The sequence below is a fragment of the Herbaspirillum seropedicae genome (genome assembly GCF_001040945.1).
In the GTDB taxonomy this organism is placed as follows: Bacteria; Pseudomonadota; Gammaproteobacteria; order Burkholderiales; family Burkholderiaceae_D; genus Herbaspirillum; species Herbaspirillum seropedicae.
The window spans coordinates 3200177-3223271 of record NZ_CP011930.1 but is presented as its reverse complement, the minus strand read 5'-3'; the positions used below and the strand labels follow the sequence as shown (position 1 = coordinate 3223271).

Sequence of the window (23095 nt, the reverse complement as noted above, 5' to 3'; positions counted from 1 at the left end):
TGTCTCTGGCGCAGGCGAAACCCTTTCTCAGCCGGGTGCGCTGCGCTCAAGCACGTTTGACAGCGCCCGCAATGCTTCATCGTCGCTCGAGGCGACGTTGAAACGCATGTACGAGCGTGCCGCCTGGCCTGACGAAAACACCGGCCCGGGTGCGGTAAGGTAGCCGTTCGCCAGCATGCGCTCGGCTACCTCCATGGCGTTGAGGTCGCCGGGGAGTTTGCCCCAGAGATAAAGGCCGGCGTCGGGCCGGTGTGGCAGTACGATGCCGAGCGCCTCAAGTGCTGCCATCAGCCTGGGGCGCGCCTGGTCGAGCCTAGTGCGCAACTGCTCACAATGGCGGCGATAGCCGCCTTCGGACAACAACCGGTAGATCGCACGTTCGGCCAGGCTGCCATTCGAGGCCCGGCTCACCAGTTTATACAGCAGCAGCCATTCGATCTGTTGCGGGTTGCCGGCGATGAAACCGGCGCGCATACCCGCGCCGAGCGTCTTGGAGAAGCTGCCCACATACAGCACATGCTGAAGTTGATCCAGGCTGGCTAGCCGCGTGGCGTGGGGGGAGCGATGCGCTGGTGCAAGGTCGCCGTAGGTATCGTCCTCGACGATGGTGAAATTGAATCGTTCGGCCAGGCGCAGGATCTGGAACGCCCGCTGCGGAGAAAGGCCGGTGTAGCCCGGACTGTGCAACAGCGACTGGCAAAAGTAGAACGTTGGGCCATGTTGTTCGCAGGCGTTCTGCAGAGCGGTGATATCAGGGCCGTCGGCGTCGCGCGCAACGCCGACAATGTGCATTCCTGATGCCAGCAGGCGTTCCATCAGCAGGAATGAACCGGGGTCGTCGACCAGCACCGTCATCCCGGGCTGGCGCAGATAGCTCATGACAATCAGGTTGATGGCGTCGGTCGCCCCCAATGTTGTCAGCACCTGAGGCGGCGTGACATCGACACCGATATCCGCCAGCTTGCGTTGCAATTGCTGGCGCAACGGTAGATAGCCTTGTGCATCGCCATACCCGGCTGCCCAGTTGATGTTGCTGCGCGACACGGCACGCAATGCGGCTGCCAATTGCGGCACATTGATCCACTCAGCAGGCAAGTCGCCGCTGCCAAGGCCGCGGTGCAGCAGGGTGCGAGGATCAAGCAGGCGCTGGCGCCAGTTGGTCAATAATGGTGCTGGCGCCGTTTGCGTCTGCGCATTGGCAACCTGGTTGTCAACCCTGACGAAGAAGCCCGCGCCCGGTCGGGTGTAGACGTGCCCGTGCGCCACCAGTTTTTCATACGCGCGTGCCACCGTGTCGCGGCTTACCTGGGCCGATTCGGCCACCACACGCAGCGATGGGAGTTTGTCGCCATGCGCCAGCCGGCGCGTACGCACGCCTTCCAGTACCGCAGTGAATATGCGATCAACCAGCAGCCTGGCAGAGTGCTTGTCGCCCATGTCGCCGAGCGCGGCCCTATCGATGGAGAATTTGCGCGACGAACTGGCGTAGGCTGAAGAAAGCATGGGAATCGATGCGGTGGGGATGCAATGAACGGAGCTTGTCAAGACAATGAATGGTATTGGTCGTCAATGAGAATATGGTTGTCCGATTTCAGTAAAAAGGGAAAGAAAATTGCAGATCGGGCTAGCCGTTGCAAATGCCGCGCGCCATGGTCTCCATTCAAGTTTCCAGACGCTACCTATGTCTCGCTAACCATCACCAGAAAGCGGCCATAGTTCTCCACCTTCAGCGCAACGGTTTCCGCCAGCTGGCGCAAGACTGCATCGGGCATGCGCATGTCGAAGATGCCGCTCACACGCTTGGCAGCCGCCTTGCGGGTGACGCGTATCACTCCCGGGCGGTGCCGACGTAGTACGCCGATCACGTCGGCCACGGCTTGATCCGATGCCACAAACAGACCCTCAGTCCATGCGACGGCATTCGCGAGTGACTGGCTGCTGCGTTCGATGCCGGCTTCGCTCAGGCTGACCACGTCGCCCTGGGTGATCATCTTGACCATGCCATCCGGGGTTGTCAGCGTGGCGCTGCCTTGTACCACGGCCACCAGAGAGTGCGTTTCATAAGAGGAGAAGCTGAAACGCGCAGCGCTGGCATGCAGATTGCCGCGCGCGGAAAGGATGTCGAACGGTTTGTGGTTGTGCATCGCATTGACCAGAATCTGACCCGACTCCATGCGCCAGCCGTTAGCGGCCGAAGAGACGATGGTGCCGGCATCCAGGGTGACGCGGATATCCGGATTCAGCGCGGCTTCGCGCAGCTCGCCGGTGCCGCTGCGTAAGGTGGAGTCGTCACCGAAAGCTTGCAGGCCGCGATAACCGAGCGCACCCACAAAGGCCAGTCCGATCACGCCAGTGAAACTGTTCTGCAGCATGCGTCGCCGTGACTGGCCGGCATTGAGCAGCGCCTGGCGCCCGGCGCTCTGCGCCTGCGCGCTCTGTCCGAACGAACGGAACGGCGTCAGCTTCTGCTGCAGTGACTGCCACGCCGCCTGGTTGGCCGCGCTGGCAGCGTGCCATTCGGCGAAGCGGGCCTGGTCTTCGACGCTTGCTTCACCGGAACGCATCAGCACTTCCCAGCTGATGGCGGCCTTGATCGGATCTTTCAATTTGTCATCTCCCAGGGTTCAATTACTTTCATAGCACTTTGCCAGCGCCTGGGCGATGTACTTGCGCACCATGCTCACGGACACGCCAAGCAGCTCGGCGATTTCGCGGTAAGTCAGTCCGTCCAGTTGGCTGTACAAGAACGCTTGCCGCGCGTTCTTCGACAATCCGTACAGCAGCCGGTCGATATTGACCAAGGTCTGCACGACTTCGAGGACGACTTCCGGGGAGGGGGTAGTGGCTTCTTCCGTGGTGGCTAATGCGGCCAGGTAAGCGGCTTCCAGATCGCGTCGGCGCCATAGATCGAATACCAGGCGCTGCGAGATCGTGGTCAGCAACGCACGCGGTTCACGGATGATCGAGACATCGGGAAGGCTGGCCATCTCGACGAACGCCGCCGAGGCGACATCCTCAGCGTCGGCCAAAGACTTCACCTGCCGCCGCAGATACTGCTTCAACCAGCTATAGCTGTTGGTGAATTCCGTGACCAGAAAATCATGCCGGAACGGCTGATCCGCATACGAGTGAAGCGGGCCAGGCACTGGTTCCCCCGACACGGCCCCGCTCAACAGGCCATCTTTGTGATGATATTTCATGATTCACCATATGTGTTACGCGAGCCTGCCGCAGCGCTCTGCCTGGAATCAACCCGAGCCTGTGCACCATACCGCCGCGTTCTTTGCAGCGGTGCAATTGTCTTCGAACTACCGATTTGGCGTGCTACTAAAAACGCATAAGCTTCATCGTTTCCGACAATCTGACTTAGGCAATTAGTATGCCACCGTGAGCATGAGAGTAGGGTCTGAATGCTGTTTTCTGAAAAGAAATTGTGCGTTTTCCCGCTATCAAAGCATGGCGTCGCATCGAATGGCGAAGGGCGCACGCATCGCCGAAAATGGTTTTGAAAATTATTTTCAAAACCAGGTGTCACTTTTTCCGCTTCGTTTCACATCCCTATTGAAACCATCCAATGCAAGTGCGCATGCGCTGGCCGCAAGGACGCGTGCGGATGATCGACGCAGGCATGTGCAGCTATCAACGAGAGGGACATCGGTGATTGACAGAACAGACCGTCGGATCCTGGAGATCCTACAAGAAGACAGCACGCGCGCTGTGGCCGAAATCGCCGAGTGCGTCAACTTGTCGACCACCCCATGCTGGCGTCGCATCCAGAGGCTGGAGGCCGAAGGTGTCATCAAGCGCCGCGTGGTGCTGCTGGATGCCGAAAAACTCAATGTCTCGGTGACGGTTCTGGTGGAGATCAAGACGCGCCAGCACAGCGCCTCCTGGCTGAAGAAGTTCCGCGATGTCGTCACCTGCATTCCCGAGGTGGTGGAGGTGCATCGCATGAGTGGACACATCGACTACATGCTCAAGGTGATGGTGCCCAATATTGGCGCATATGACAGCGTCTACAAGCGCTTAATTAGTGCGGTGGAACTGGATGACGTGAGTTCGAGTTTTTCGATGGAAACACTGAAGTCCACCACCGCTTTGCCCCTGATGTACGCGGATTAGGGTTTCTGTGGGTCAGGCATGGCGGCGGAATTTCATTCCTGTGGATGATGAAAAACAGAAATGAAAATTTAAATTCACCTGGAGTTGCATGTGAAGTTTGAAAAATAAATTCGATTGCCTCTGGATAAACTTTTATATCAATTCGACACGCTATCAGGCGACTTTCGAGTGGCAGGGAAGTATCACCGGATGCCGTGGAAGTGATGAGGGGATGCGCAGAAAACAGCGTGGAAGTTCGGTTTTTCGGTGACGGCAAAAGATGTGCAATGTCATGGTCATGCACTGTAACAGTGATGCCTGATCATCGGCAAAACGCAAAAGAGAAAATCGTTTTCAGAACTCTGCGATCCGCCTGTTTCAGGCTGCTTTCAATTTGTTCAGCAGAGCCAATCTAACATCATTATTAGAAATCAACATGAAACTGATATCTCATTCTGTAAATTGGTCCAGCCCCAAGGTGATCGTGGTGGCCTTGGCCACGATGACCTCCTTGTCTGTGCCAGTCACGTCTGCCTATGCTCAGTCTGCCGCTGCGCAGTCGTATCATTTGCCGAGTGGGCCGCTTGACCAGACCCTGCTGCGAATAGCTCAACAAAGTGGCTTGCTGATTTCATACGAGCCGGCACTGGTGAAGTCGCTGCAATCGGCGCCGGTAGAGGGCAACTTCACCGCACCCGAGGCGATCAAGAAGGCGCTCAGCAATACCGGGCTGGAGCTGGTCGCCACGCCGAGCGGCAAGTGGACGCTGCGGCCAGTCGCCGGCGCTAGCACCACCAGCACCACCGAGACGCCAGCGCACAAGGCCATCGCCGATGCGGAGTTGCCGCTCATCAGTGTGGCCGCCACTGCCGATTCCGGTGGTACGGGTTTTGTGGCCGAGAGTTCCGCAACATTCTCGCGTACCGATACGCCCTTGAGCGAGACGCCAAAGTCGGTATCCGTGATCAATGCCGCCGTCATTCAGTCGCAATCGGCGCAGACGCTGTCAGACGTCCTGCGCAATGCCTCCGGGGTGGTGGCACGTCCCGGCCCGTACGGTGTACCGTCGTTTGCCATTCGCGGTTACGTGGGCAATGCGCCGGTGATGTCGGATGGGCTTTCGTCATATGGCTCCGCCGCCTCTCCCGCAGCCCTGACGCCGACCATCGCCATCGCCGGCGTGGAAGTCGTCAAGGGGCCGTCGGCCATCATGGCTGCCGATGCACCTCCTGGAGGGGTCGTCAACGTGATCAAGAAAGCCCCGCAAGTCGAGCCATTTCATGAAGTTCAGGTGGCCTATGGTTCTAATAGTTTCAGTCAGGTGGCATTCGATTCGACCGGTGCAATTGACGAAGATAAGCGACTGCGCTATCGCTTCGTCGTGTCGGCCGACAAGTCCAGCGAAAACTTCATGGGCTATGACGGCGGCCGCCACTTCTATATCGCTCCGACCTTGCAATGGAAGGATCGCAGCACCGACCTGACCCTCGGCTATGCCCACACAGTGACGCGCGAGCCGTTTCCACAGTACACCGTGGGTTATGCCAGAGGGGGCTACGTGGATGGCTACGTCGAGCATCCGTTGGGCAATCGCGGCGACCACTTTTCGATGACAGCGGATGAATTGACTGCCAAGCTGGAACAGAAACTCAGCGATAACCTGACGTTCGTCAGCAAGAATGGTTATACCAGCACCACACAGGGGCAGGACGGCTGGGCAGCCGCATCGACGGTCACCAATTCCAATGCACTCACTTTGCTGGGGTTCAAGTCGTCGGCCAATTATTACACCGCCAATTCACAGAATTACCTGCGGCTCAAGTCCGATCTCGCCGGCGTGAAGTCGACCACACTGGTTGGCGTCGATTATTCCTATATGCACTATGTGCAATATGACAGGAATTCTTCGAGCACCACGACGATTCCGGATATCTTCGGGACGATCAACGTAGCACCGATCAGTTCGCCGCTGACGTATCAGTTCGGTGGACAAACTCAGCGGGTCGGCAGCTATCTGCAAGAGCAGTTGATTTACAGCAATCTCACCGTGCTAGCCTCGATCCGTCGCGACAGCTACCTCAGCAGCACCAATATCGTCGGTCGCGCGCCGAGCGGTGGTATGCATCAGACGGCCTATAGCCCTAGTCTGGGATTGATGTACCAGCTGACGCCGGAAATTGCACCGTACGTCAACTGGAATAAGGGATTTCAGCCGAACAACGTGACTGCCTACGGCGGCGGTTTGCTGGCGCCGAAGCAGAGCGAGCAGTTCGAGGCGGGTGTGAAGTTCAACCTGATGGACGACAAACTTGAGCTGACCACGGCGCTCTACCATATCGATTACACCAATCAGAGTATTTCCGACCCGGTGCATCGCGGCTTCTATATTTCGACCGGGGGAGCTGTGAGCCAAGGGCTGGAGGTCGAACTGAAGGGGCAGATCATGCCGGGTCTGAACGTCATCGCGCAGTATGCCTATAACAATTATGTGCAGGACTATGCGCCCACGGTCAAGGTCAATCTTCCGCATCATACCGGCAGTATCTGGACGACCTACAACTTCCGTAGTCCGGCATTGCAAGGGTTCGGGGTGGGCATGGGAGTCTTCATGAGCAGTGGGCAGGACGTTGGCAGCACGGGAAATTATCACGTTCCTGGCCAGACCGAGACCGATCTTGGCCTGTTTTACAAGATGGAAAAATACAGCTTGAATTTGTCAGTGAAGAATCTGTTCAATCACAAGCTTTATTCCAGCTCGACCAGCGCTTCCTTCATTCCGATGGGGCCGGAGCGTACCCTGATGTTGACGGGAACCTATGATTTCTGACTTGGCAATCATGACTCCACCGGATCAGATGCGAGCCAGGAGTACTGCACGCAAGTCGGATGTCACGGTGTCGGCCGTGACCGCCGGTGTGCTCTTGCTGCATGTGATCGGACTGGTTTGGCTGTGCTATCGACCCAACATCACGCTTAGCGCTGCTGCCGCCGGGCATGGCGGACAGTCGGTCGCGGTCCAGCTGGTCAGTCGCGCACCGGCGGCAACGGCGGTGCACCCGCCGGAGGCGAAGCCTTTGCCAACGCCAATGGAAAAACCGCGGCAAAAGCCACCGCAAAAGCTCAAAGCACCTCCGGTGCTGACTACGCAGGCGGCGTCGACACAGGAGATCCAGTCGGACACCCCCGCCAGCCCGCCAGCAGCGCCGCCGGCGGTGTCGAGCGCGGCCTCCTCCGCGCCGACGCCAGCATCCGCCCCGACGCCAGCTTCAGGACCGCCGACCACGGCTGCTGCTGCGCCGGGTAGCGGTGAAGCGGCGCTAGCCATCAAGTCAATCAACGCGAGCGAAATGGCGCAGCTCAATTGTCATATTCCGGCGCCCGCATACTCGGCAAAATCGCGACGGCTGGGGCAGACGGGGATGGTCACATTACGGCTCATGATCGGCGTTGATGGCCGTATCGGGCAGGTCAGGGTGACGTCGAGCAGCGGCTTTGCCGAACTTGACGCGGCCGCCGTGGCGGCACTGCAGGCTGGCCGCTGCAACCCCTACCGCGTAGCAGGCGTCGCCTTGGAGGTCGAGGCTGCGCAGCGGATTTCCTTCACGGCCGACTGAAAACGCTTTCCAAGTTCACCGCGCTACGGCGCACGACAAATCTAGGAGCATGCAATGGAAAACTATGGATTGGCCAATGTCTGGCTGCAAGGCGATGTAGTGACCCGGTTTCTGATCACTATCCTGTTGGGCATGTCGTCCGTGTCATGGATCGTGATGATCGTCAAGGGCATGGCAAATCGTCGTCTGTCACGCATTGGCTTGAAGGCACACAAGGAGTTCTGGGCGGCTCATTCGATCGAGGGCGGCATTGCCGCAATCGGTGCGGGCACCGACAACCCCTACAGCAATATCGCCACGGCCGCGGTCGAGGCGCAGGCGCAGAAAGACCAGCCGCTACTGGAAGGAAGCACCTCCAACACGGAATGGGTTGCGTATTGCGTGCGTAACGAACTCGACGAGCAGATCGCGCACCTGCAGGGCGGTCTGGCCGTGCTGGCGTCGATTGGCAGTACGTCGCCGTTCATCGGCCTGTTCGGCACGGTCTGGGGCATTTATCACGCACTGATTGCCATCGGCGCGTCGGGACAGGCAAGCCTGGATCACGTGGCCGGGCCAGTCGGGGAATCGTTGGTGATGACAGCGGTGGGCTTGTTTGTGGCGATTCCCGCCGTGCTGGGATACAACTACGTGGCGCGCGGTAACCGCACCGTGGCACAGAAGCTGATGCGTTTCTCGCACCAGTTGCACGTGTACTACGTGACTGGCAACAAGATGAGGGAAGCGCAGGCTGCCAAAGAATCCGGATACCCGGCGCACACGCCGGCCACTGCGACCCGCGCCTGAGGAGCTTGCCATGTCGATGATGAATGATGCGGGCGGGGATGGGCTGGCCACGGAAATCAACATGACACCGCTGATCGACGTCATGCTGGTGTTACTGATCATTTTTATCGTGACGCTGCCGGCCATCAATCAGGCCGTCAAGGTAACGCTGCCGAAGGCCACTGCGCAGCCCACCGAGACGGCAAGCAAGGACATCGATATCTCGATTCAGGCAGACGGTACCGTCCTGTGGAACCGCGTGCCAGCCAATCTCGATGAACTGCGCGCGCACGTGGTGGCAGCTGCAGCGGCGGCAGTGCCGCCGGCCGTCAACGTCTATGCCGATGAGCAAGTGCCCTACGGCAGTGTTGCCAAGGTACTGGCGGGGGTGCAGGCGGGCGGCCTGAGCAGGATCAACTTTGTCACGGAGCCGGTGAAGGAAACACAATGACGCAGGAAGCCTTGCACGACCTCAGCTATGCCGAGGTGGAAGGAAGCCAGCGCGCGCATTTCAGGACCTCCACCTGGTGGTTGTTCAAGAGTTACTGGACGTCGCGCGAAGCACCGGTTTCGGCCTTGCTAGCCGCTTTCATCGTCGGCTCCGGCTTTGTCGGCGTCTATTTTTCGCTGCGCGTCAATCAATGGACCGGCAAATTCTACGACGCCATCGGCAGTGGCCGTTTCGGCACGATTCCCGCTCTGCTGACGCTGTTTCTGGGCCTCATCATGGTGGCGGCGACGCTGGCCATCAGCGCCTCGGTCGCCGCCGATGTGCTCAAGCTGAGGTGGCGCACCTGGCTTACCACTACATTGATCGACCAGTGGACACGTAGCGGCGCCTACTTCCGCATTGAGCGCGACAAGTTGCTCGACAACGCCGACCAGCGTATCTCGGAAGACGTCAAGCTGTTCGTCGATTACACGGTGACGATCACGTCACACCTGATTCATGTGCCGGTCAGCGCGGTTACCTTCAGCATCGTGCTGTGGGAGCTGAGCGGCAACTATCTGCTTGAACTGGGGCATCTTGCCATCACCATCCCGGCCTACATGTTGTTCGCGGTCTATCTGTATTCGGGCAGCACGCTGCTGCTGACCCATCTGTTAGGCCGCTCGCTGATTCCGGTCAACATCCGGCAGCAGAAGGTGGAAGCGGATTTCCGCGCATTGATGGTACAGATCAGGGAAGGGGCGGAGCAGATCGCATTCTACGATGGGGCCAGCGTGGAAGCTTCCCGGCTGCGTTCCACCTTCGCCAGCATCCGTGCCAATACATGGAGGATTATCCGGGTTACGGCGCAGGTCATGTTCGGCGTGCAGGTGCCCGGCCAGATCAGCTCGATCCTGCCGGTGCTGCTGGTGCTGCCGCAGCTGATGGCGGGAACCATGACCTTGGGCGGGATGATGCGGGTGAGCGCCGCGTTCGGTTCGGTGAGCAGCACGCTGGCGTATTTTCCCCAGGCGTATCAATCGTTTGCCGCCTGGCGTGCAGTGGTGCGCCGCTTGCTGGCGCTGCTGGACGCCAACGAGATAAAGTCGCCGACCTTTGAATTGACTGTGCTGCAAAGACCGCAACAGACGACCATCGAGGTCGGCGCGCTGACGCTGACCGATCCGCACGGTAATCCACTGTCTCGGATCCCGGCCTTCTCGGTCAAGCACGGCGCCCGCTGTCTGATCCGTGGCCGCTCGGGGTCTGGCAAGAGCACGCTGCTGCGCGCGCTGGCCGGCATCTGGCCGTTCGGGATCGGCAGCATCACCGTGCCTGCACGCACCAGCATGATGTTCGTGCCGCAGAAGAGCTATGTGCCGGTCGGCAGCTTGCGCCAGGCATTGGCCTATCCTGGCGCCGAGACCGACGTCAGCGATGCGCTGGCGCAGGACATCCTGGCGGCGGTCGGTTTGGCGCAATTTCTGCCCCTGCTTGATCAGCCTGATCGCTGGGGCGGGCGTCTTTCGGGTGGCGAGCAGCAACGCCTGGCCTTTGCCCGGATCTTGATTGCCAGACCCGACCACATTTTTATCGACGAAGCCACCAGCGCGCTCGATGACGAATCGGAGCAGCGCATGTATTCGCTGCTGCTTGAGCGTCTGCCGCACAGTACGCTGATCAGCGTGGCGCACCGCAAGGAGGTGGCGGCGTTTCACGATCAGTTCGTCGATCTGACGCCGGATGTCGTTGCGACATCCGCCCCAGGTGCGGTATCGAATCAACCCAAGAGCAAGGAATGAAAAGCTTACGAGCCCTTCGTAACCTCAATACCATGAAAGATTGCCAACAGCATTTCGAAACCATCGCGCAGCAAACACTTGAGGTCGCTCGTCAGCACGGGGCCACGGCTGCGGCGGTACAGATTGAGGAGGTAGAGTCGCTGAGCGCCAGCGTGCAGGGTGGCAAGCCCAACGAGCGTGCGCTGCGTCAATCGGCCCAATTGCGCCTGAGCCTGTTCCTTGGTCAGCGCGAAGCGTCGGTGTCATCCTCCGATCTGTCGCAGCAGGGCGTGGCGGCGTTGGTGGCACGCGGCATGGATAGCGCCGCGATTGCCGCCGAAGATCAGCATGCGGGGTTGCCGGGCCTGTCGGCCTATCCAAGCGACGATGTGGATCTGGAGCTTGACCACGCCTGGCAGCTCGGTCTGAGGGATGCCGTGGCGCTGGTGGCGCGCATTGAGCGTGCAGCGTTGGCGGTCAGCAGCGCGGTGCCGCAGATAGAGCAGGCGGTACTGTTTAGCAGTCGTACCCGCCGCGTCCTGGCCAACAGCGAAGGCTTCTTGCGCAGTAGTGCATCAACCCGTCATTCCCTGTCGTGTACGGCCGTGGCAATCCGTGATGGCGCCAAGGAAATCGAGTCCTGGTGGGATGCCCGGCGTGATCCGGCACAGCTGCCGAGCCCAGAGTCGCTCGGCGCCTGTGCCGGGCGGCGCGCGCTGGCCCGGCTTGGCGCGCGCCAGGTCGCTACCCAGACCTGTCCGGTGCTGTTCGAGCCGCAGGCGGCGGCAAGCCTGCTCAACGAATTCGTACAGGCCATTTCAGCGCGCCCGCTCTATATGCATAGCTCGTTCCTGCGCGATGCGCTGGGCCAGGAGGTGTTCGCTGCACACATGAATATTTCAGATGACCCGCTGCTCAAGGGCGGCATGGGCAGCCGCAGCTATGACGGCAACGGCGCTGCCCTGCGCCCGCGCACGCTGATCGCAGGCGGTCGCCTGCAAGGTTATTACCTTGGCGCTTACGGTGCGCGGCGCCTCGGCTTGCCGTTGGCAGAGCATGGCGCGGGGCCCAGCAATGTGATGGTGTCGAGCACCACCAGCGCGGCCAGTGGCGATCTGGAGGCGATGATCAGGCGCATGGGAACAGGGCTGGTGATCAGTGGGCTGAACGGGCAGGGGGTCAATCTGATGACGGGCGATTTTTCGCGCGCGTGCAGCGGCTTCTGGGTGGAAAACGGCCAGATCGCTTATCCGGTGGCCGGCATCACGGTGGCGTCCAATCTGCGTGAGATGTTTGCCGGCATCGTCGCAGTGGGCAATGACCGGCTCACGCAGAATGGCACCACGACGGGCTCGTGGCTGATTGACAAGATGCGTGTCGGCGGTATCTGAACATCTGAAGACGCGCGAACAGGGAAGCATTCATGAAGACAATCAACCAGCTGGCAGCAGTGCCAGAACCTAATGATGGCGGCGCTGACTCCGGCACGTCCACCGCCTATTGCCGCGCCAGATGGGGGCTGCTGGCAGCCAGCGGACTGGATGAATCGCAATTACTGGCGGGCGTGTCACGCGCGCTGCGCAAAGGTGGCGACTACGCCGATCTGTACCTGAAGTCGAGCGTCGCAGAAAGCTGGCACCTTGAGCGTGGCAAGGTGACACGCAGCAACTACAACCAGTCGCAGGGTTTCGGGCTACGCCTGGTGGAAGGCGAGCAGTCGGTCTTGACCTCGGCTGATCGCTTCGACGCTACTACGATTGGTAAAGCTGCCGACTTGGCGGCCGATGCTGTGGGCCATGCGCCGGTATCGCCAGCAGGCCTGGTGCTCAAGCTGCCCAAGCGCGGGCCGACCTATTACACGCTCGATGACCCGCTGCCCTCGCTCGATGCCGCGCACAAGATCGCCTTGCTGGAATCGGTCGACCGCGCTTGCCGCGCCCGTAGTCCTCTGGTGGTGGAGGTGATGGCGAGCCTGTCGATATCGCTCGACCTGGTTTTTCTGGCGCGCAACGACGGCTATTGCGGCGGCGACGTACGTCCGCTAGTACGGCTCGACGTGGCGGTACAGGTCGTCCGCAATGGCCGCCGCGAAGGCGCCTCGCGCACCTTGGGCGGGCGCGTGGGGTTGGCGACCTTCGATCACGCTGCGATCGAGTCGGTCGCCGCTCTGGCGGTGGACGCTGCATTGATCAAGCTGGAGGCACGCGCGGCGCCGGCCGGCACCATGACCGTGGTGATCGGCCCTGGCTGGAACGGCGTCATGTTGCACGAAGCAGTGGGGCATGGCCTGGAAGGTGATTTCAACCGGCGCGGTTCCTCGGCATTCGCCGGGCGCATCGGGCAACGGGTGGCGGCTCCCGGTGTGACCATCGTCGACGACGGCACCGTGCCGGGCAGTCGCGGCTCGCTCAACATCGACGACGAAGGCACGCCCGGGCAGTGCACCACGTTGATCGAGGACGGTATTCTGGTCAGCTACATGCAAGATTCGCTGAACGCCAGGCTGATGGGTGTCGCCAACACGGGCAACGGACGCCGCGAATCCTACGATGTGCTACCGATGCCACGCATGACCAACACCTACATGCGTGCCGGCGGAGTTGATCCGGCCGAGATCATCGCCTCGGTCAAGCAGGGGATCTACATTGCCCATCTAGAGGGCGGTCAGGTCGATATCAGCAGCGGCCGGTTCATGTTTGCCGCGTCGGAAGCGTTCCTGATCGAGAATGGTCGACTGGGCGCGCCAGTGAAAGGCGCGACGGTGCTCGGCAACGGCCCGCAGTCACTGAAGAACGTGAAGCTGATCGGCAACGATCTGGAAATCAACACGGCCTCCGGCGTCTGTGGCAAGGCCGGACAATCGGTGCCTGTGGGCGTGGGTCAGCCAACGCTGAGGATTGACGGCATGACCGTGGGCGGTACCGCCTGAATTGCCGGCAGTTTTTTCAGACGATGGAAAACCGAATGCGGCTAGTGCCGCATGACAATTTACCCGCTACGGAGCCGACGGCAACCGCACACAGAAAACCGCGCCGCCGCTCGCTGCATTGGGGGCTTCAATCGTACCTCCAAAGGCTCGCATGGCCGGTGAGGGCCCATGACTGGCGCCGTCATTCTCTCGACCGTTTAACTGGCCCTCGACGCCGCCTGATCAGAAGCCGGAAGACGAGTGCAGACACTTCCAAAGTGTCCGCACAAGTGTCCGCACAAGTGTCCGCAAATGTCCGCACTGAAGAGAGGGAAGTGTCCGCACCTCCATATTGCCACCACAAAGGGGATAGACGAGACGACGCGTCAATCCAAGCTGCTGGAAACTGGCTGTCAAAATGTGGGCGCTGCAAGCTTGATTTGGACAATGCTGGAGCCATCCTGACGATGTTGAGGTCCATGCCCGGCGCCTGTTGATTGGATCAAGGATCTAATGTTCGGACCGAGTGAGGTCGCGGCATGAATCCTATCCCTTTCCATTTCGAGGGCCGTGATATCCGCGTATTGGCGAGCGAGAGTAGTGAGCCTTTATTCGTCGGTAAGGATATTTGCGAAGCGTTAGACTATTCCAATCCGAATGATGCTATGCGGCATGCCGTGGGATAGCAAAACGTTACCTCATCGTCGATAGCCTAGGCCGCACACAAGAAGTGCGAGTATTGACGAAGGGCGATATGTTCCGCCTAGTCGTGAACAGGGTGTCGTTTCTGGAAACGAGACACCCTACGTCCACCCGCAAAATGGACAGACGTATCAGGATTGCACTTGTAATGGATATGATTACTCCGTCGCAGAGGGCTTTTCGGAAAACTCCGAAAAACCTCAGGGGCAATTTTGAGCTCCCCAGTTTCGGGGAGCTCAAAAGCTCATGCCCAGACTGCCATTGAGCACCACCTATCCCTTGACATGACAACGGAATTCGCCATGGTGGAGCGCACCGAAACGGGCAAGCAGCTGGGAAAGCAGCTCGCGGGAGCGAAAAGCAATCTCCCGCCGATGGCTGAAGTCAAAGTTGATAGCCACCCCACGATTTCCAAAACCGACAATATGCCGGTTTTGGCGCTCATCATCGTCCAGGCGCCGCTCCCCGATTTTGGAGGGCGGGAATCGAACGTAAAGTACTGCCCCACCACGAGAATAAACTAACGAAGAGGCCATGAGCCTTATTTGCTTTTGGTCGGCGGCTTGCTGGGCTTCAGAGCCGGATTATTTCCCGGCGTTTCTTTGTTATCGCGCCGACGTTGATCGGGCTTGCCGGTGGATTTGGCAATTGGCTTCGGGCCAGGCTTTAGCGTCATGATTAACTCCCTCTGATGTTGTAATGATTTCCCCAAAACAATAAGTGGACGATTGTGGCTGACCAAAAGCAAGAGCGGATGCTCGCAATGATTTTTGATTGCCCCATCCAGGCCCGATTCAGATGCTCAATCCACAGTTGTTCATGGTAGTGCTTTGCAAACTATACGGCTAGCGTTGGACAGGCTATTTTGTGAATTTCTTCTAGCCAATATCGAGGGGGCTTTCTTGTACGGGTATTCCCCATGCCTACGAGATATTGAGCTTGTTCTCAGAGCATCCCGAAATATCGCATCGATTCTTCGATAAGTGGCCGCTCTCGATCAGGACAAGGGTTGGCTCGCTCGAATGACGGTTCGACGCAGCTCTCAAGGGGGGGGGCATTTTACTTGGTGGGTACGCCCACCGAGACCGGATCGATCGGATGGATTATTGCACCCGGCGAGTTGGTCAGCTTCAGTGCGACAAAATCAGCCGTTTTTCCTAACTTCGGGTGCTTAAACCAAAGCGGCTCATCGTTGGCCAAGATCGGCTCCTGATACGACAGGAATTCGCCAGGGTTATCAGCCTTGTTGTAGCGGATCACGACATTATTGGGAATCCCTTCTCGCGCGGATAGACATGCCCCAGCGTGCTGATCACGCCCGGTGACGTTATGGCTATTGGATGTCAGAAACAACTTACTCCCACGGCGCGTGATGAAGCTGGTGCCACTCGACAATAAAATATCCCCGAAATACATTTCGATACGCGAGGATTGAAGAGAAGGTGGTGCTACATTCATAATGTGGATGCAAGTAGATATTTTTCCGAAAACTATTAACCTAAGAGGAAATTCATGTCGCTAGAAGAAACCAAAGCGCAGCTCATCCACATGTTAGAGCAATACGACGCCAAGGTCATCGCTCTATCGGGAAAATGGGGGACGGGAAAAAGCTTCATGTGGGACCAAATCAAGAAAAGTGATGTCGCGTTTGCAAAGGATGCCCTTTACGCCTCCGTGTTCGGCCTTTCTTCCATCGATCTCGTTAAGTTGAAGTTGATTCAGAGCGCCGCAAAATCTGTCGACGAATTTCCAGTGCTGACTGAAGGAGTAAAAAAGACCTGGGGCGCGATTAGTAAGATGGCAGAAGGGTTTCACAAAGGATTCGCTGCCGTGAATGACATCGGCCTAATTCTTGCGCCAGTCATCTTGAGAGAAAAGCTTCTGGTTCTGGACGATATTGAGCGTAAGCACAAGAAACTCGACGTAGATGAGGTGCTCGGCTTTATCGATGAAATGACCAAGCAGTATAAGTGTCGGGTTCTTCTCATTTTGAACGAAGACAAGTTAGATAAAGCGAGCGGCGAACTTTGGAATACTTTTCGAGAGAAGGTTATCGATCAGGAGCTAAAGCTCTTGACATCCAGTGATGAGGCTTTTGAGATCGCAAAGAAGACGATAGAAACGCCATACGGCGAAAAACTGTGTGAGTTAATAAGGATATGCGGAATCAATAACATCCGCATTATCCAGAAAATAATTAAGGCGAGTAATCTTATATTAGGAGGCAGAGCAGATCTTTCGCCAGGTACTTTGAATCGCGCTCTCCCTTCAATAGTTCTCCTATCTGCGATTCACTACCGGGGCATCGATGATGGACCGAACTTTGATTTCGCCCTCGATCAAGGAGGGCCGCAAGACTGGGATGAATGGTCTAAAAGCCAAGGCGAGAAATCTGAGGAAGAGAAGAACAGAGATCGATGGAGGGTGCTTTTCAGAAAGCTGGGGATATCTCCTCAAGCTGATGAGTTCGAACTACTTGTGGTCGAGTTCTTACAATCGGGTTTGGTTGAGTCGCAGAAGTTGAGTGAAGCTATCAGCAGATTTGAGTCAGACGCCGCCATTACATCTGCGAATAATGATTGCAATTCGCTCATGTCTTCCTTGTTCTGGGACTATGAGGTTCCAGAAGAGCAGTTACTTCGAAGAGTAAACGGGATTGCTGAGAGAGCGCATTTATTGGGTCCATATGTTGTTTCCAACTTATACGATGCTTTAATGAATTTTCCTGGTGGAGAACCTTATGCGCAAGCTGCTCTAAAAAATTATATTGATAATTTTGACGCAGCCTCATTCAGCGGGTCTGCACCAATGGCTCCCTTCGGCGGACCACTTCATCCTGAGATAAAAAAATTATTTGATGGGGTTGAACGCGAGGTGCGTCGCAACACTTCTGCCGCAGATGTTTGTGAATATTTGAGCGAACATCAAGGATGGGGCGATAGGCAGTCATTGGCTCTGCGCTCAGCCACCACAGAGGATTTCGAAAGGCTCTTGCTATCTTTATCTTCCGCAAAAGTGAGAAATTTTCTCTGGAAAATGGTTGAGTTGTGCGCGCATAAAGGCAATTACGAGCCTCATTTCGGATCCGCGATGGACAACTTCGCCCGAGCTTGCAAGAGGGTCATCAAGGAAAACCGGCAGCCTAGACTTTCTCGCATCATTAAGACGCTTTTTAAAGAAAGTAATATTTCAAACCAACTTGAGGATGAGGATCCAGTCCTAGATACTGGGTTAGATTGACCTGCCCCCAGGAATTAGCTACATCGAATAGTAGAATGCGTTAATAACCCTGTTGTGCAGCAAACTCTGCTGGCGTGGCGTATTTCAGCACGCTATGTGGTCGCATTGAATTGTAATCTCGGCGCCATGCTTCGATCCGGGAACGAGCTTCATGCAAGGTCGAGAGCCAGTGGTCATTGAGGCATTCCTCCCTGAACCGGCCATTGAAGCTTTCAATGTAGGGGGTTACCTTTGAGATTTTGACATGGGCGTACGGGCGGCCCAACGATGCTAAAATTTTCCGGAAATTGACTAAAAACTAACTAAAACTTCGTGTCTTTGTCGAAGGGGAGTGTGCAATGGGGCGTAGAAGCGGAATAGAGGGATTTCTGAGGGCGGCTGCGCGCGGGGCTGCGGCTGTGGAGCGAGAGAGTCAACGGGCATTGCGTACCCAGGCAACTCAATTGCGTCAACTGGAGCGACAGCAGCGCATGGCGGCGGCTCAAGAGGCGCGGGATCAGAAGGCAGCCGAGAAAATGGCGAAGCTGCAGTATCTGGAAGAACGGCAGGGTGAGGTGGACGACTTGAACGCCGAATTGCAGGATCGCTTGGATGAGTTGAAGGGCCTGCTGGCCCATACGCTGCATCATGACGATCGCATTGATTTCGCATCCTTGAAGAGCTCGGAGCGATATGCGCCGTTTCGTCCTCCTCGTGAGCTTCTTTCGGAATCGCCGCCCTTGCCAAAGGAGGTTGCACCCTTGAAGGGTTTGAGCCGGTTTTGGCCTGGCTCAGTGAACCGGCACGCAGAAGATGTCGCGAAGGCGTCCGAGGCCCACAAAAGGGCTCTGGCTGCTCACGAGCATACCGAGAGCCAGAAGCTTGCCAAACTTTCTAAAATCAAGCGAGAGTACGAAGAGAAGAAGGAAGCCTATGAGCGCGATGTGCTGGCTCACAACGCTGAAGTGGAGCGGATTCAAGCTGCCTACCACTCTCAGGATGCGGAGGCCATCGTAGCCTACTGTGACATGGTATTGGCACGCTCGGCATATCCTGCCGAGGGCTTCCCTCAAAAATTCCGCCTTGCATTTCAGCAGGAGACCGGAGAGCTGGTCGTTGAATATGATCTGCCAGAACCGTCGGTTATTCCGCAGGAAGCAGAATTCAGGTACGTCAAGACAAAGGATCAGATTGAGTTCAAGGCCCGAAAGCCGGCGGAGACTAAGCAGCTTTACCAAGATATTGTTGCTGCGGTAACGCTGAGAACGCTTCACGAGCTATTTGAAGCGGATCAAGTCAATGCACTTTCAAGAATCACATTTAATGGGATGATCGATACCCATGATCCTGCCAGCGGGAAAGAGGTCCGGGTCCCCGTTGTTTCGGTGCGAGCGCCGAAAGAAACATTCCTGGAGTTGCGTTTAGAGAAGGTGGACAAGATCGCTTGCCTGAAGAATTTGGGCGCTCAGGTGTCGCCGAGACCGGACGAGCTCTTGGCGATCAAACCAATCGTCGAATTTGACATGATCGACAAACGATTTATTGATCAAGGCGATGTGCTGACCGTCCTGGAGTCCCGCCCCAACTTGCTGGACTTGACCCCTGGAGAGTTCGAAATCTTGGTTTCGAATCTGTTTGGGAAGATGGGTCTTGAGACGAAGCTGACGCGCAGCTCTCGCGATGGTGGGGTTGATGCCGTGGCTTACGATACCCGTCCGATCCTCGGCGGAAAGGTGGTGATCCAGGCGAAGCGATACAAGGACACGGTGGGCGTGAGTGCTGTTCGCGATCTGTTCGGAACGATGATGAATGAGGGTGCTAACAAAGGCATTCTCGTTTGTACGAGCGGATACGGCACGGACGCCTATAATTTCTGCAAAGACAAGCCGATTGAGCTAATTGACGGAGGTGGGCTGCTTTACTTGCTTAGAGAACATGCTGGTATCGAGGCGCGCATAGCAGCGTGAAATCGCGAGGAGACTGGGCAAGCCGATTGACAGGGTTTGCCAAGCCTTCGGACGTTCATACAGTCGGTTTTTCTCGGGAGGCTCTGTAACAGGCCCGTTTTTGGAACAGTACCAATATCGGAACCGTTCCAAAAACGGGACCGTTGATGGTCGTGATAGATCTCCTCAAATTGGAGAAGATTGAATTCCGGGAATCCCCGGAATCTCCTCGCCAAGTTGCGCAATCAGCAGTACTTTCTCATAATTTTATGAACGGATGGCAGATGCGTTATCCGTACAACCGACTTCACAAGTTTAGTCATGCCTAGGCCGGCCAGCCGAAAGCGCGGATACCCTTGCCGCGTTGGCATGACTTCCAATTTAAGGGGCGTCGAAGGGACGCACGATGATTCCAACTCAACTAGGATCCGGAGACTGGATCAGTCTATCTGAAGCCGCCGCGTTGTGCAGTGAAGTGCTGGGGCGAAACACGGGTCCTTACTTTCAAAAATAATACCCACGGGCATTGCGCACCGCGTTGTATCCCCAGCTATGAAATTTTGAAATTTGGGTAACAAGGTAACAAACCATGGCTGGCATGAGCGCCAGTATCGGTAATTCGATGATCGCCATGAATTGCCGCAAAGCCGCTCCAGCTATGGTGCAGGAGGATTTTTTTATTGTCGGAGCTTTCGAATTCTAAGAGGCGGGTTTTGTTACCCTAGTTGTTACCCTAATCGGTAAGGTAACAACTAGGGTAACAAACTGATCGGGGATGATAGGGCGTTCAAGGGAACACCGGAAAGGCAAGTGCTAACTGGGCGTCAATCGAAGGCAACTGGCTTTTCGAAAGCTTAACGCTCCCCCTTTTCGGAATAAAGGATCGGGGAATCCTTTCGATTCCATCGAAAATCGAGTCCTGAACTTTGAGGCTCGCTGCCGCCCTCGATATTCGTTGGACCAACGTGGGGCCAGATATGGCCAAGAAAGTGCTTAGACTGTTCACGTTTTCAAACTTCTCTAGGCTGATTGCATAGGTTGCCGCCTGAGAATATGTGGCTGCTAATGACAAGTCATTGGTATTGGCAATCTCTTCTAATCGCTCCAGGTGTAAGAGGGCTGTCAGTGGATCTGAATTTTCGGGCGCAGGCAGCGTATCTGCCAGGGAAGGTAGATCATCGTCGCCCCACGCCGCGGGTTGATCGATGCTGACGGCGTACCTAACCGATTTACCGGGGCGGACAGTCTGGTTGTAGACAGTGGCCAAGATCCAGTCTTGATCTTGCTTGTTCGAGAAGTCAATTTCTGACTTTCTCTTCTCTCCCAATTCTGCAGCGACGACCCACGCGCTGCTCTGGAGCTCTTCAAGTTCAACCTGTCCGCGAGCTTGTCGAACCATGCGGCGGAAGTCTGCAATCTTCTCTGATAGAAATTTTTTGAACTGCTGGTACATCAGTTTGCCCGAGGTCTATGAGTTGCCCCGCAGCATACTTTCTCCATGTTACAGGCGTATGAGCGCCTTGCTACCACGCTTTAGTTTGTGGGTGAATTTGTGGGTAGAAATGATAAACGGGCCTGAAAGGCCCGTTCTATAAAGTGTCTTGGCGGAGGCTGTGAGATTCGAACTCACGGACGGGTCACCCCGTCGGCAGTTTTCAAGACTGCTGGTTTAAACCACTCACCCAAACCTCCTTGGAGTGCGGCCGAGCCAGTTGCCCAGCGCACGAGGGCCGCATTATACATCACATCACTTGCTTTGCATCCACCCCCGTCCCATTGGCCGAGACCCGCTGCGTCACCAGCACCATTGGGATGGCCGCACAGCAAGCCCCAAGCTCCACCCTCAGAACGTCCCCGGATAAGCCCCACCATCCATCAACAGATTCTGCCCGGTGATGAAGCCCGCCTGCGCACTGCACAGGTAGGCGCAGGCGTCGCCAAACTCGGCCGGATCGCCAAAGCGGCCCGCTGGGTTGAGCTTGCGGCGCTCGGCCAGGATCTCGTCGACGCTGCGTCCGCTCTCCTGCGCGGCGCCACTGGCGGTGGCGCGCAGGCGGTCGGTCTCGAAGGGGCCGGGCAGCAGGTTGTTGATGGTGACGTTGTGCGCCACCGTCTTGCGCGCCAGCCCGGCCACAAAACCGGTCAGCCCCGAGCGCGCGCCATTGGACAGGCCCAGGATGTCGATGGGCGCGCGTACGGCGCTGGAGGTGATGTTGACGATGCGTCCGAAGCGTCGGGCGATCATGCCATCCACGGTGGCCTTGATCAGCTCGATGGGGGTGAGCATGTTGGCGTCCACGGCGGCAATCCAGTCCTCGCGGCTCCAGTCGCGGAAGTCGCCGGGCTTGGGGCCGCCGGCGTTGGTGACCAGGATGTCCGGGGCCGGGCAGGCGGCCAGCGCCAGGGCGCGGCCTTCGGGGGTGGTGATGTCGCAGCTCACGGTGGTGATGATGGCGCCGGTGGCGGCAACCTCGGCACGGATCTCTTGCGCGGCTGCTTCCAGGGCTTCGCGTCCACGCGCCAGCATGGTCACATGCACGCCCTCGCGCGCCAGCGAATGCGCGCAGGCGCGGCCCAGGCCCTTGCTGGATGCACATACCAGGGCGGTCTTGCCGTTGAGTCTCAAATCCATTGTTTCTTCCTTCCTTTGCTGAGGGGGGAATGCGCTCGCGCAGCCGTGGTCGCGCTGCGCTACACTGTCGGGCCTGGCCGGCGGGGCTATTTCTTCATCACCATGTAGATCGCCAGCGCGATGAGGGCGACGACGCCCATTTCCAGCGCGAACACGATGATGCCGCTCATGTCAGTCTCCTTTTTTGATTTTCGGTGCTGCCTTGGCGGCAGCGGCACTACTTTACACTCATGACGGCTTCTCTGTTTTTCTCTGGTGTAGTCAACTTCCTGCTGGGCGGCCTGCTGGGGGCGATGGGCGGTCTGTTCGGCATCGGCGGCGGCCTGATCGCCATCCCGGTGCTGGGCTACCTCTACGGCATGGACCAGCAATTGGCGCAAGGCACGTCGCTGGTGATGATCGTGCCCAATGTGGTCATCGCCTTCTGGCGCTACAAGCAGCGCAACAAGATCGAGTGGAGCACGGCCGCCATGATGTGCGCGCCGGCCGTGGTGGCGACGTATTTCTCGGCGCGGCTGGCCACGGCCATCGATGCGCGCAGCCTGCATTTCTGTTTTGCGGTCTTCATGGCGGTGCTGGCGTTGTACTACCTGTGGACCTTGCTGCGCAGATCGCCGGCGGTGGTGCGTCCGGTCGTGCTGGGACGTCGCTGGATTCCGTTCGTGGGACTCTCGGCGGGGGCGTCGGCGGGTTTCTTCAGCGTGGGCGGGGCGATCGTGGCGGTGCCGCTGCTGACGGCCTTTTTCGGGATGACACAGACTGCGGCGCAAGGGCTGGGGCTGGCCATGGTCACGCCGGGTACGCTGGTGGCGCTGTGGACCTATGCCCATGCCGGCCATGTCGATTGGGCGGTCGGCATTCCCATGGCCTTGGGTGGCGTGCTCAGCATTTCCTGGGGCGTGGCGCTGGCCCATCACTTGCCTGAGCGGCGTCTGCGCATCCTCTTCTGCGGTGCGCTGCTGTTGCTGTCGGTGTGGATGATGGTGGGCGGATAGGC

Annotated in this window: 21 protein-coding genes, 1 tRNA gene and 1 pseudogene; 13 read left to right on the top strand and 10 right to left on the bottom strand. The window is 57.7% G+C overall.

Features of this window, described 5'->3' with window-relative positions:
* Positions 1-27: 27 nt before the first annotated feature.
* From ACP92_RS14115 to ACP92_RS14105, 3 genes are all read right to left on the bottom strand, one after another.
* Positions 28-1503, bottom strand: a complete 1476-nt coding sequence (locus ACP92_RS14115; RefSeq protein WP_013234795.1) for an aminotransferase-like domain-containing protein — start codon at positions 1501-1503, stop codon at positions 28-30.
* Positions 1504-1679: 176 nt separating this feature from the next.
* Positions 1680-2606 (bottom strand): FecR family protein, encoded by a 927-nt coding sequence (locus ACP92_RS14110; protein WP_232284845.1) that lies wholly within the window; start codon positions 2604-2606, stop codon positions 1680-1682.
* An 18-nt stretch (positions 2607-2624) separates the two neighbouring features.
* A complete protein-coding gene (locus ACP92_RS14105) occupies positions 2625-3200 on the bottom strand; it encodes a sigma-70 family RNA polymerase sigma factor (protein WP_081441911.1) in 576 nt (191 codons plus the stop codon).
* A 460-nt stretch (positions 3201-3660) separates the two neighbouring features.
* Here ACP92_RS14105 and ACP92_RS14100 point away from each other — a divergent pair, with 460 nt between their 5' ends.
* The 10 genes from ACP92_RS14100 to ACP92_RS14060 all read left to right on the top strand — a co-directional run bounded on the left by ACP92_RS14100 (position 3661) and on the right by ACP92_RS14060 (position 14825).
* Positions 3661-4122: an Lrp/AsnC family transcriptional regulator gene (locus tag ACP92_RS14100; protein ID WP_081441946.1), complete on the top strand. Its 462-nt coding sequence runs from the start codon at positions 3661-3663 to the stop codon at positions 4120-4122.
* Positions 4123-4537: 415 nt separating this feature from the next.
* On the top strand, positions 4538-6928 hold the full coding sequence (locus ACP92_RS14095; protein ID WP_013234791.1) for a TonB-dependent siderophore receptor: 2391 nt from the start codon (positions 4538-4540) through the stop codon (positions 6926-6928).
* A gap of 10 nt (positions 6929-6938) precedes the next feature.
* Complete coding sequence (locus ACP92_RS25080; protein WP_232284945.1) at positions 6939-7715, top strand: TonB family protein; 777 nt, start codon at positions 6939-6941, stop codon at positions 7713-7715.
* Positions 7716-7769: 54 nt separating this feature from the next.
* Positions 7770-8501 carry a MotA/TolQ/ExbB proton channel family protein gene (locus ACP92_RS14085; RefSeq protein WP_013234789.1) on the top strand — a complete coding sequence of 244 codons (732 nt, stop codon included), beginning with the start codon at positions 7770-7772 and terminating at the stop codon, positions 8499-8501.
* A gap of 10 nt (positions 8502-8511) precedes the next feature.
* Complete coding sequence (locus tag ACP92_RS14080) at positions 8512-8931, top strand: ExbD/TolR family protein (protein WP_013234788.1); 420 nt, start codon at positions 8512-8514, stop codon at positions 8929-8931.
* On the top strand, positions 8928-10712 hold the full coding sequence (locus ACP92_RS14075) for an ABC transporter ATP-binding protein/permease (RefSeq protein ID WP_013234787.1): 1785 nt from the start codon (positions 8928-8930) through the stop codon (positions 10710-10712). The genes ACP92_RS14080 and ACP92_RS14075 overlap by 4 nt, the downstream gene beginning before the upstream one ends.
* Complete coding sequence (locus tag ACP92_RS14070; protein WP_013234786.1) at positions 10709-12082, top strand: TldD/PmbA family protein; 1374 nt, start codon at positions 10709-10711, stop codon at positions 12080-12082. The genes ACP92_RS14075 and ACP92_RS14070 overlap by 4 nt, the downstream gene beginning before the upstream one ends.
* 32 nt (positions 12083-12114) lie before the next feature.
* Complete coding sequence (gene tldD, locus ACP92_RS14065; protein ID WP_013234785.1) at positions 12115-13620, top strand: metalloprotease TldD; 1506 nt, start codon at positions 12115-12117, stop codon at positions 13618-13620.
* Between the two features lie 518 nt (positions 13621-14138).
* Positions 14139-14285 (top strand): BRO-N domain-containing protein, encoded by a 147-nt coding sequence (locus ACP92_RS25295; RefSeq protein WP_013234783.1) that lies wholly within the window; start codon positions 14139-14141, stop codon positions 14283-14285.
* Between the two features lie 318 nt (positions 14286-14603).
* Positions 14604-14825 (top strand): hypothetical protein, encoded by a 222-nt coding sequence (locus ACP92_RS14060; RefSeq protein ID WP_041310888.1) that lies wholly within the window; start codon positions 14604-14606, stop codon positions 14823-14825.
* A gap of 17 nt (positions 14826-14842) precedes the next feature.
* Here the strand turns inward: ACP92_RS14060 and ACP92_RS25225 are convergent, their stop codons facing one another.
* Together ACP92_RS25225 and ACP92_RS14055 are read right to left on the bottom strand one after the other, a co-directional pair.
* A complete protein-coding gene (locus ACP92_RS25225; RefSeq protein ID WP_013234781.1) occupies positions 14843-14977 on the bottom strand; it encodes a hypothetical protein in 135 nt (44 codons plus the stop codon).
* Positions 14978-15360: 383 nt separating this feature from the next.
* On the bottom strand, positions 15361-15759 hold the full coding sequence (locus ACP92_RS14055) for a hypothetical protein (RefSeq protein WP_013234780.1): 399 nt from the start codon (positions 15757-15759) through the stop codon (positions 15361-15363).
* 54 nt (positions 15760-15813) lie between these two features.
* Here ACP92_RS14055 and ACP92_RS14050 point away from each other — a divergent pair, with 54 nt between their 5' ends.
* Complete coding sequence (locus ACP92_RS14050; RefSeq protein WP_013234779.1) at positions 15814-17541, top strand: hypothetical protein; 1728 nt, start codon at positions 15814-15816, stop codon at positions 17539-17541.
* 40 nt (positions 17542-17581) lie between these two features.
* Here the strand turns inward: ACP92_RS14050 and ACP92_RS24295 are convergent.
* Positions 17582-17761, bottom strand: a pseudogene (locus tag ACP92_RS24295) (integrase core domain-containing protein); the annotation flags it as partial.
* Between the two features lie 223 nt (positions 17762-17984).
* On the opposite strand from ACP92_RS24295, the gene ACP92_RS14045 reads away from it, so the two are divergent.
* On the top strand, positions 17985-19487 hold the full coding sequence (locus ACP92_RS14045) for a restriction endonuclease (RefSeq protein WP_232284844.1): 1503 nt from the start codon (positions 17985-17987) through the stop codon (positions 19485-19487).
* A 766-nt stretch (positions 19488-20253) separates the two neighbouring features.
* Here ACP92_RS14045 and ACP92_RS14040 read toward each other — a convergent pair.
* The 4 genes from ACP92_RS14040 to ACP92_RS25220 all read right to left on the bottom strand — a co-directional run bounded on the left by ACP92_RS14040 (position 20254) and on the right by ACP92_RS25220 (position 22316).
* Positions 20254-20919 (bottom strand): hypothetical protein, encoded by a 666-nt coding sequence (locus ACP92_RS14040; protein WP_013234777.1) that lies wholly within the window; start codon positions 20917-20919, stop codon positions 20254-20256.
* A 149-nt stretch (positions 20920-21068) separates the two neighbouring features.
* Positions 21069-21158: transfer RNA gene (locus tag ACP92_RS14035), tRNA-Ser, on the bottom strand.
* A gap of 151 nt (positions 21159-21309) precedes the next feature.
* Positions 21310-22098, bottom strand: a complete 789-nt coding sequence (locus tag ACP92_RS14030) for an SDR family oxidoreductase (RefSeq protein WP_013234776.1) — start codon at positions 22096-22098, stop codon at positions 21310-21312.
* 86 nt (positions 22099-22184) lie between these two features.
* Complete coding sequence (locus ACP92_RS25220; RefSeq protein ID WP_257785535.1) at positions 22185-22316, bottom strand: hypothetical protein; 132 nt, start codon at positions 22314-22316, stop codon at positions 22185-22187.
* A gap of 12 nt (positions 22317-22328) precedes the next feature.
* Between ACP92_RS25220 and ACP92_RS14025 the strand changes: the two genes are divergently transcribed.
* Positions 22329-23093 (top strand): sulfite exporter TauE/SafE family protein, encoded by a 765-nt coding sequence (locus ACP92_RS14025; RefSeq protein WP_013234774.1) that lies wholly within the window; start codon positions 22329-22331, stop codon positions 23091-23093.
* The last annotated feature ends 2 nt before the right edge of the window (positions 23094-23095 follow it).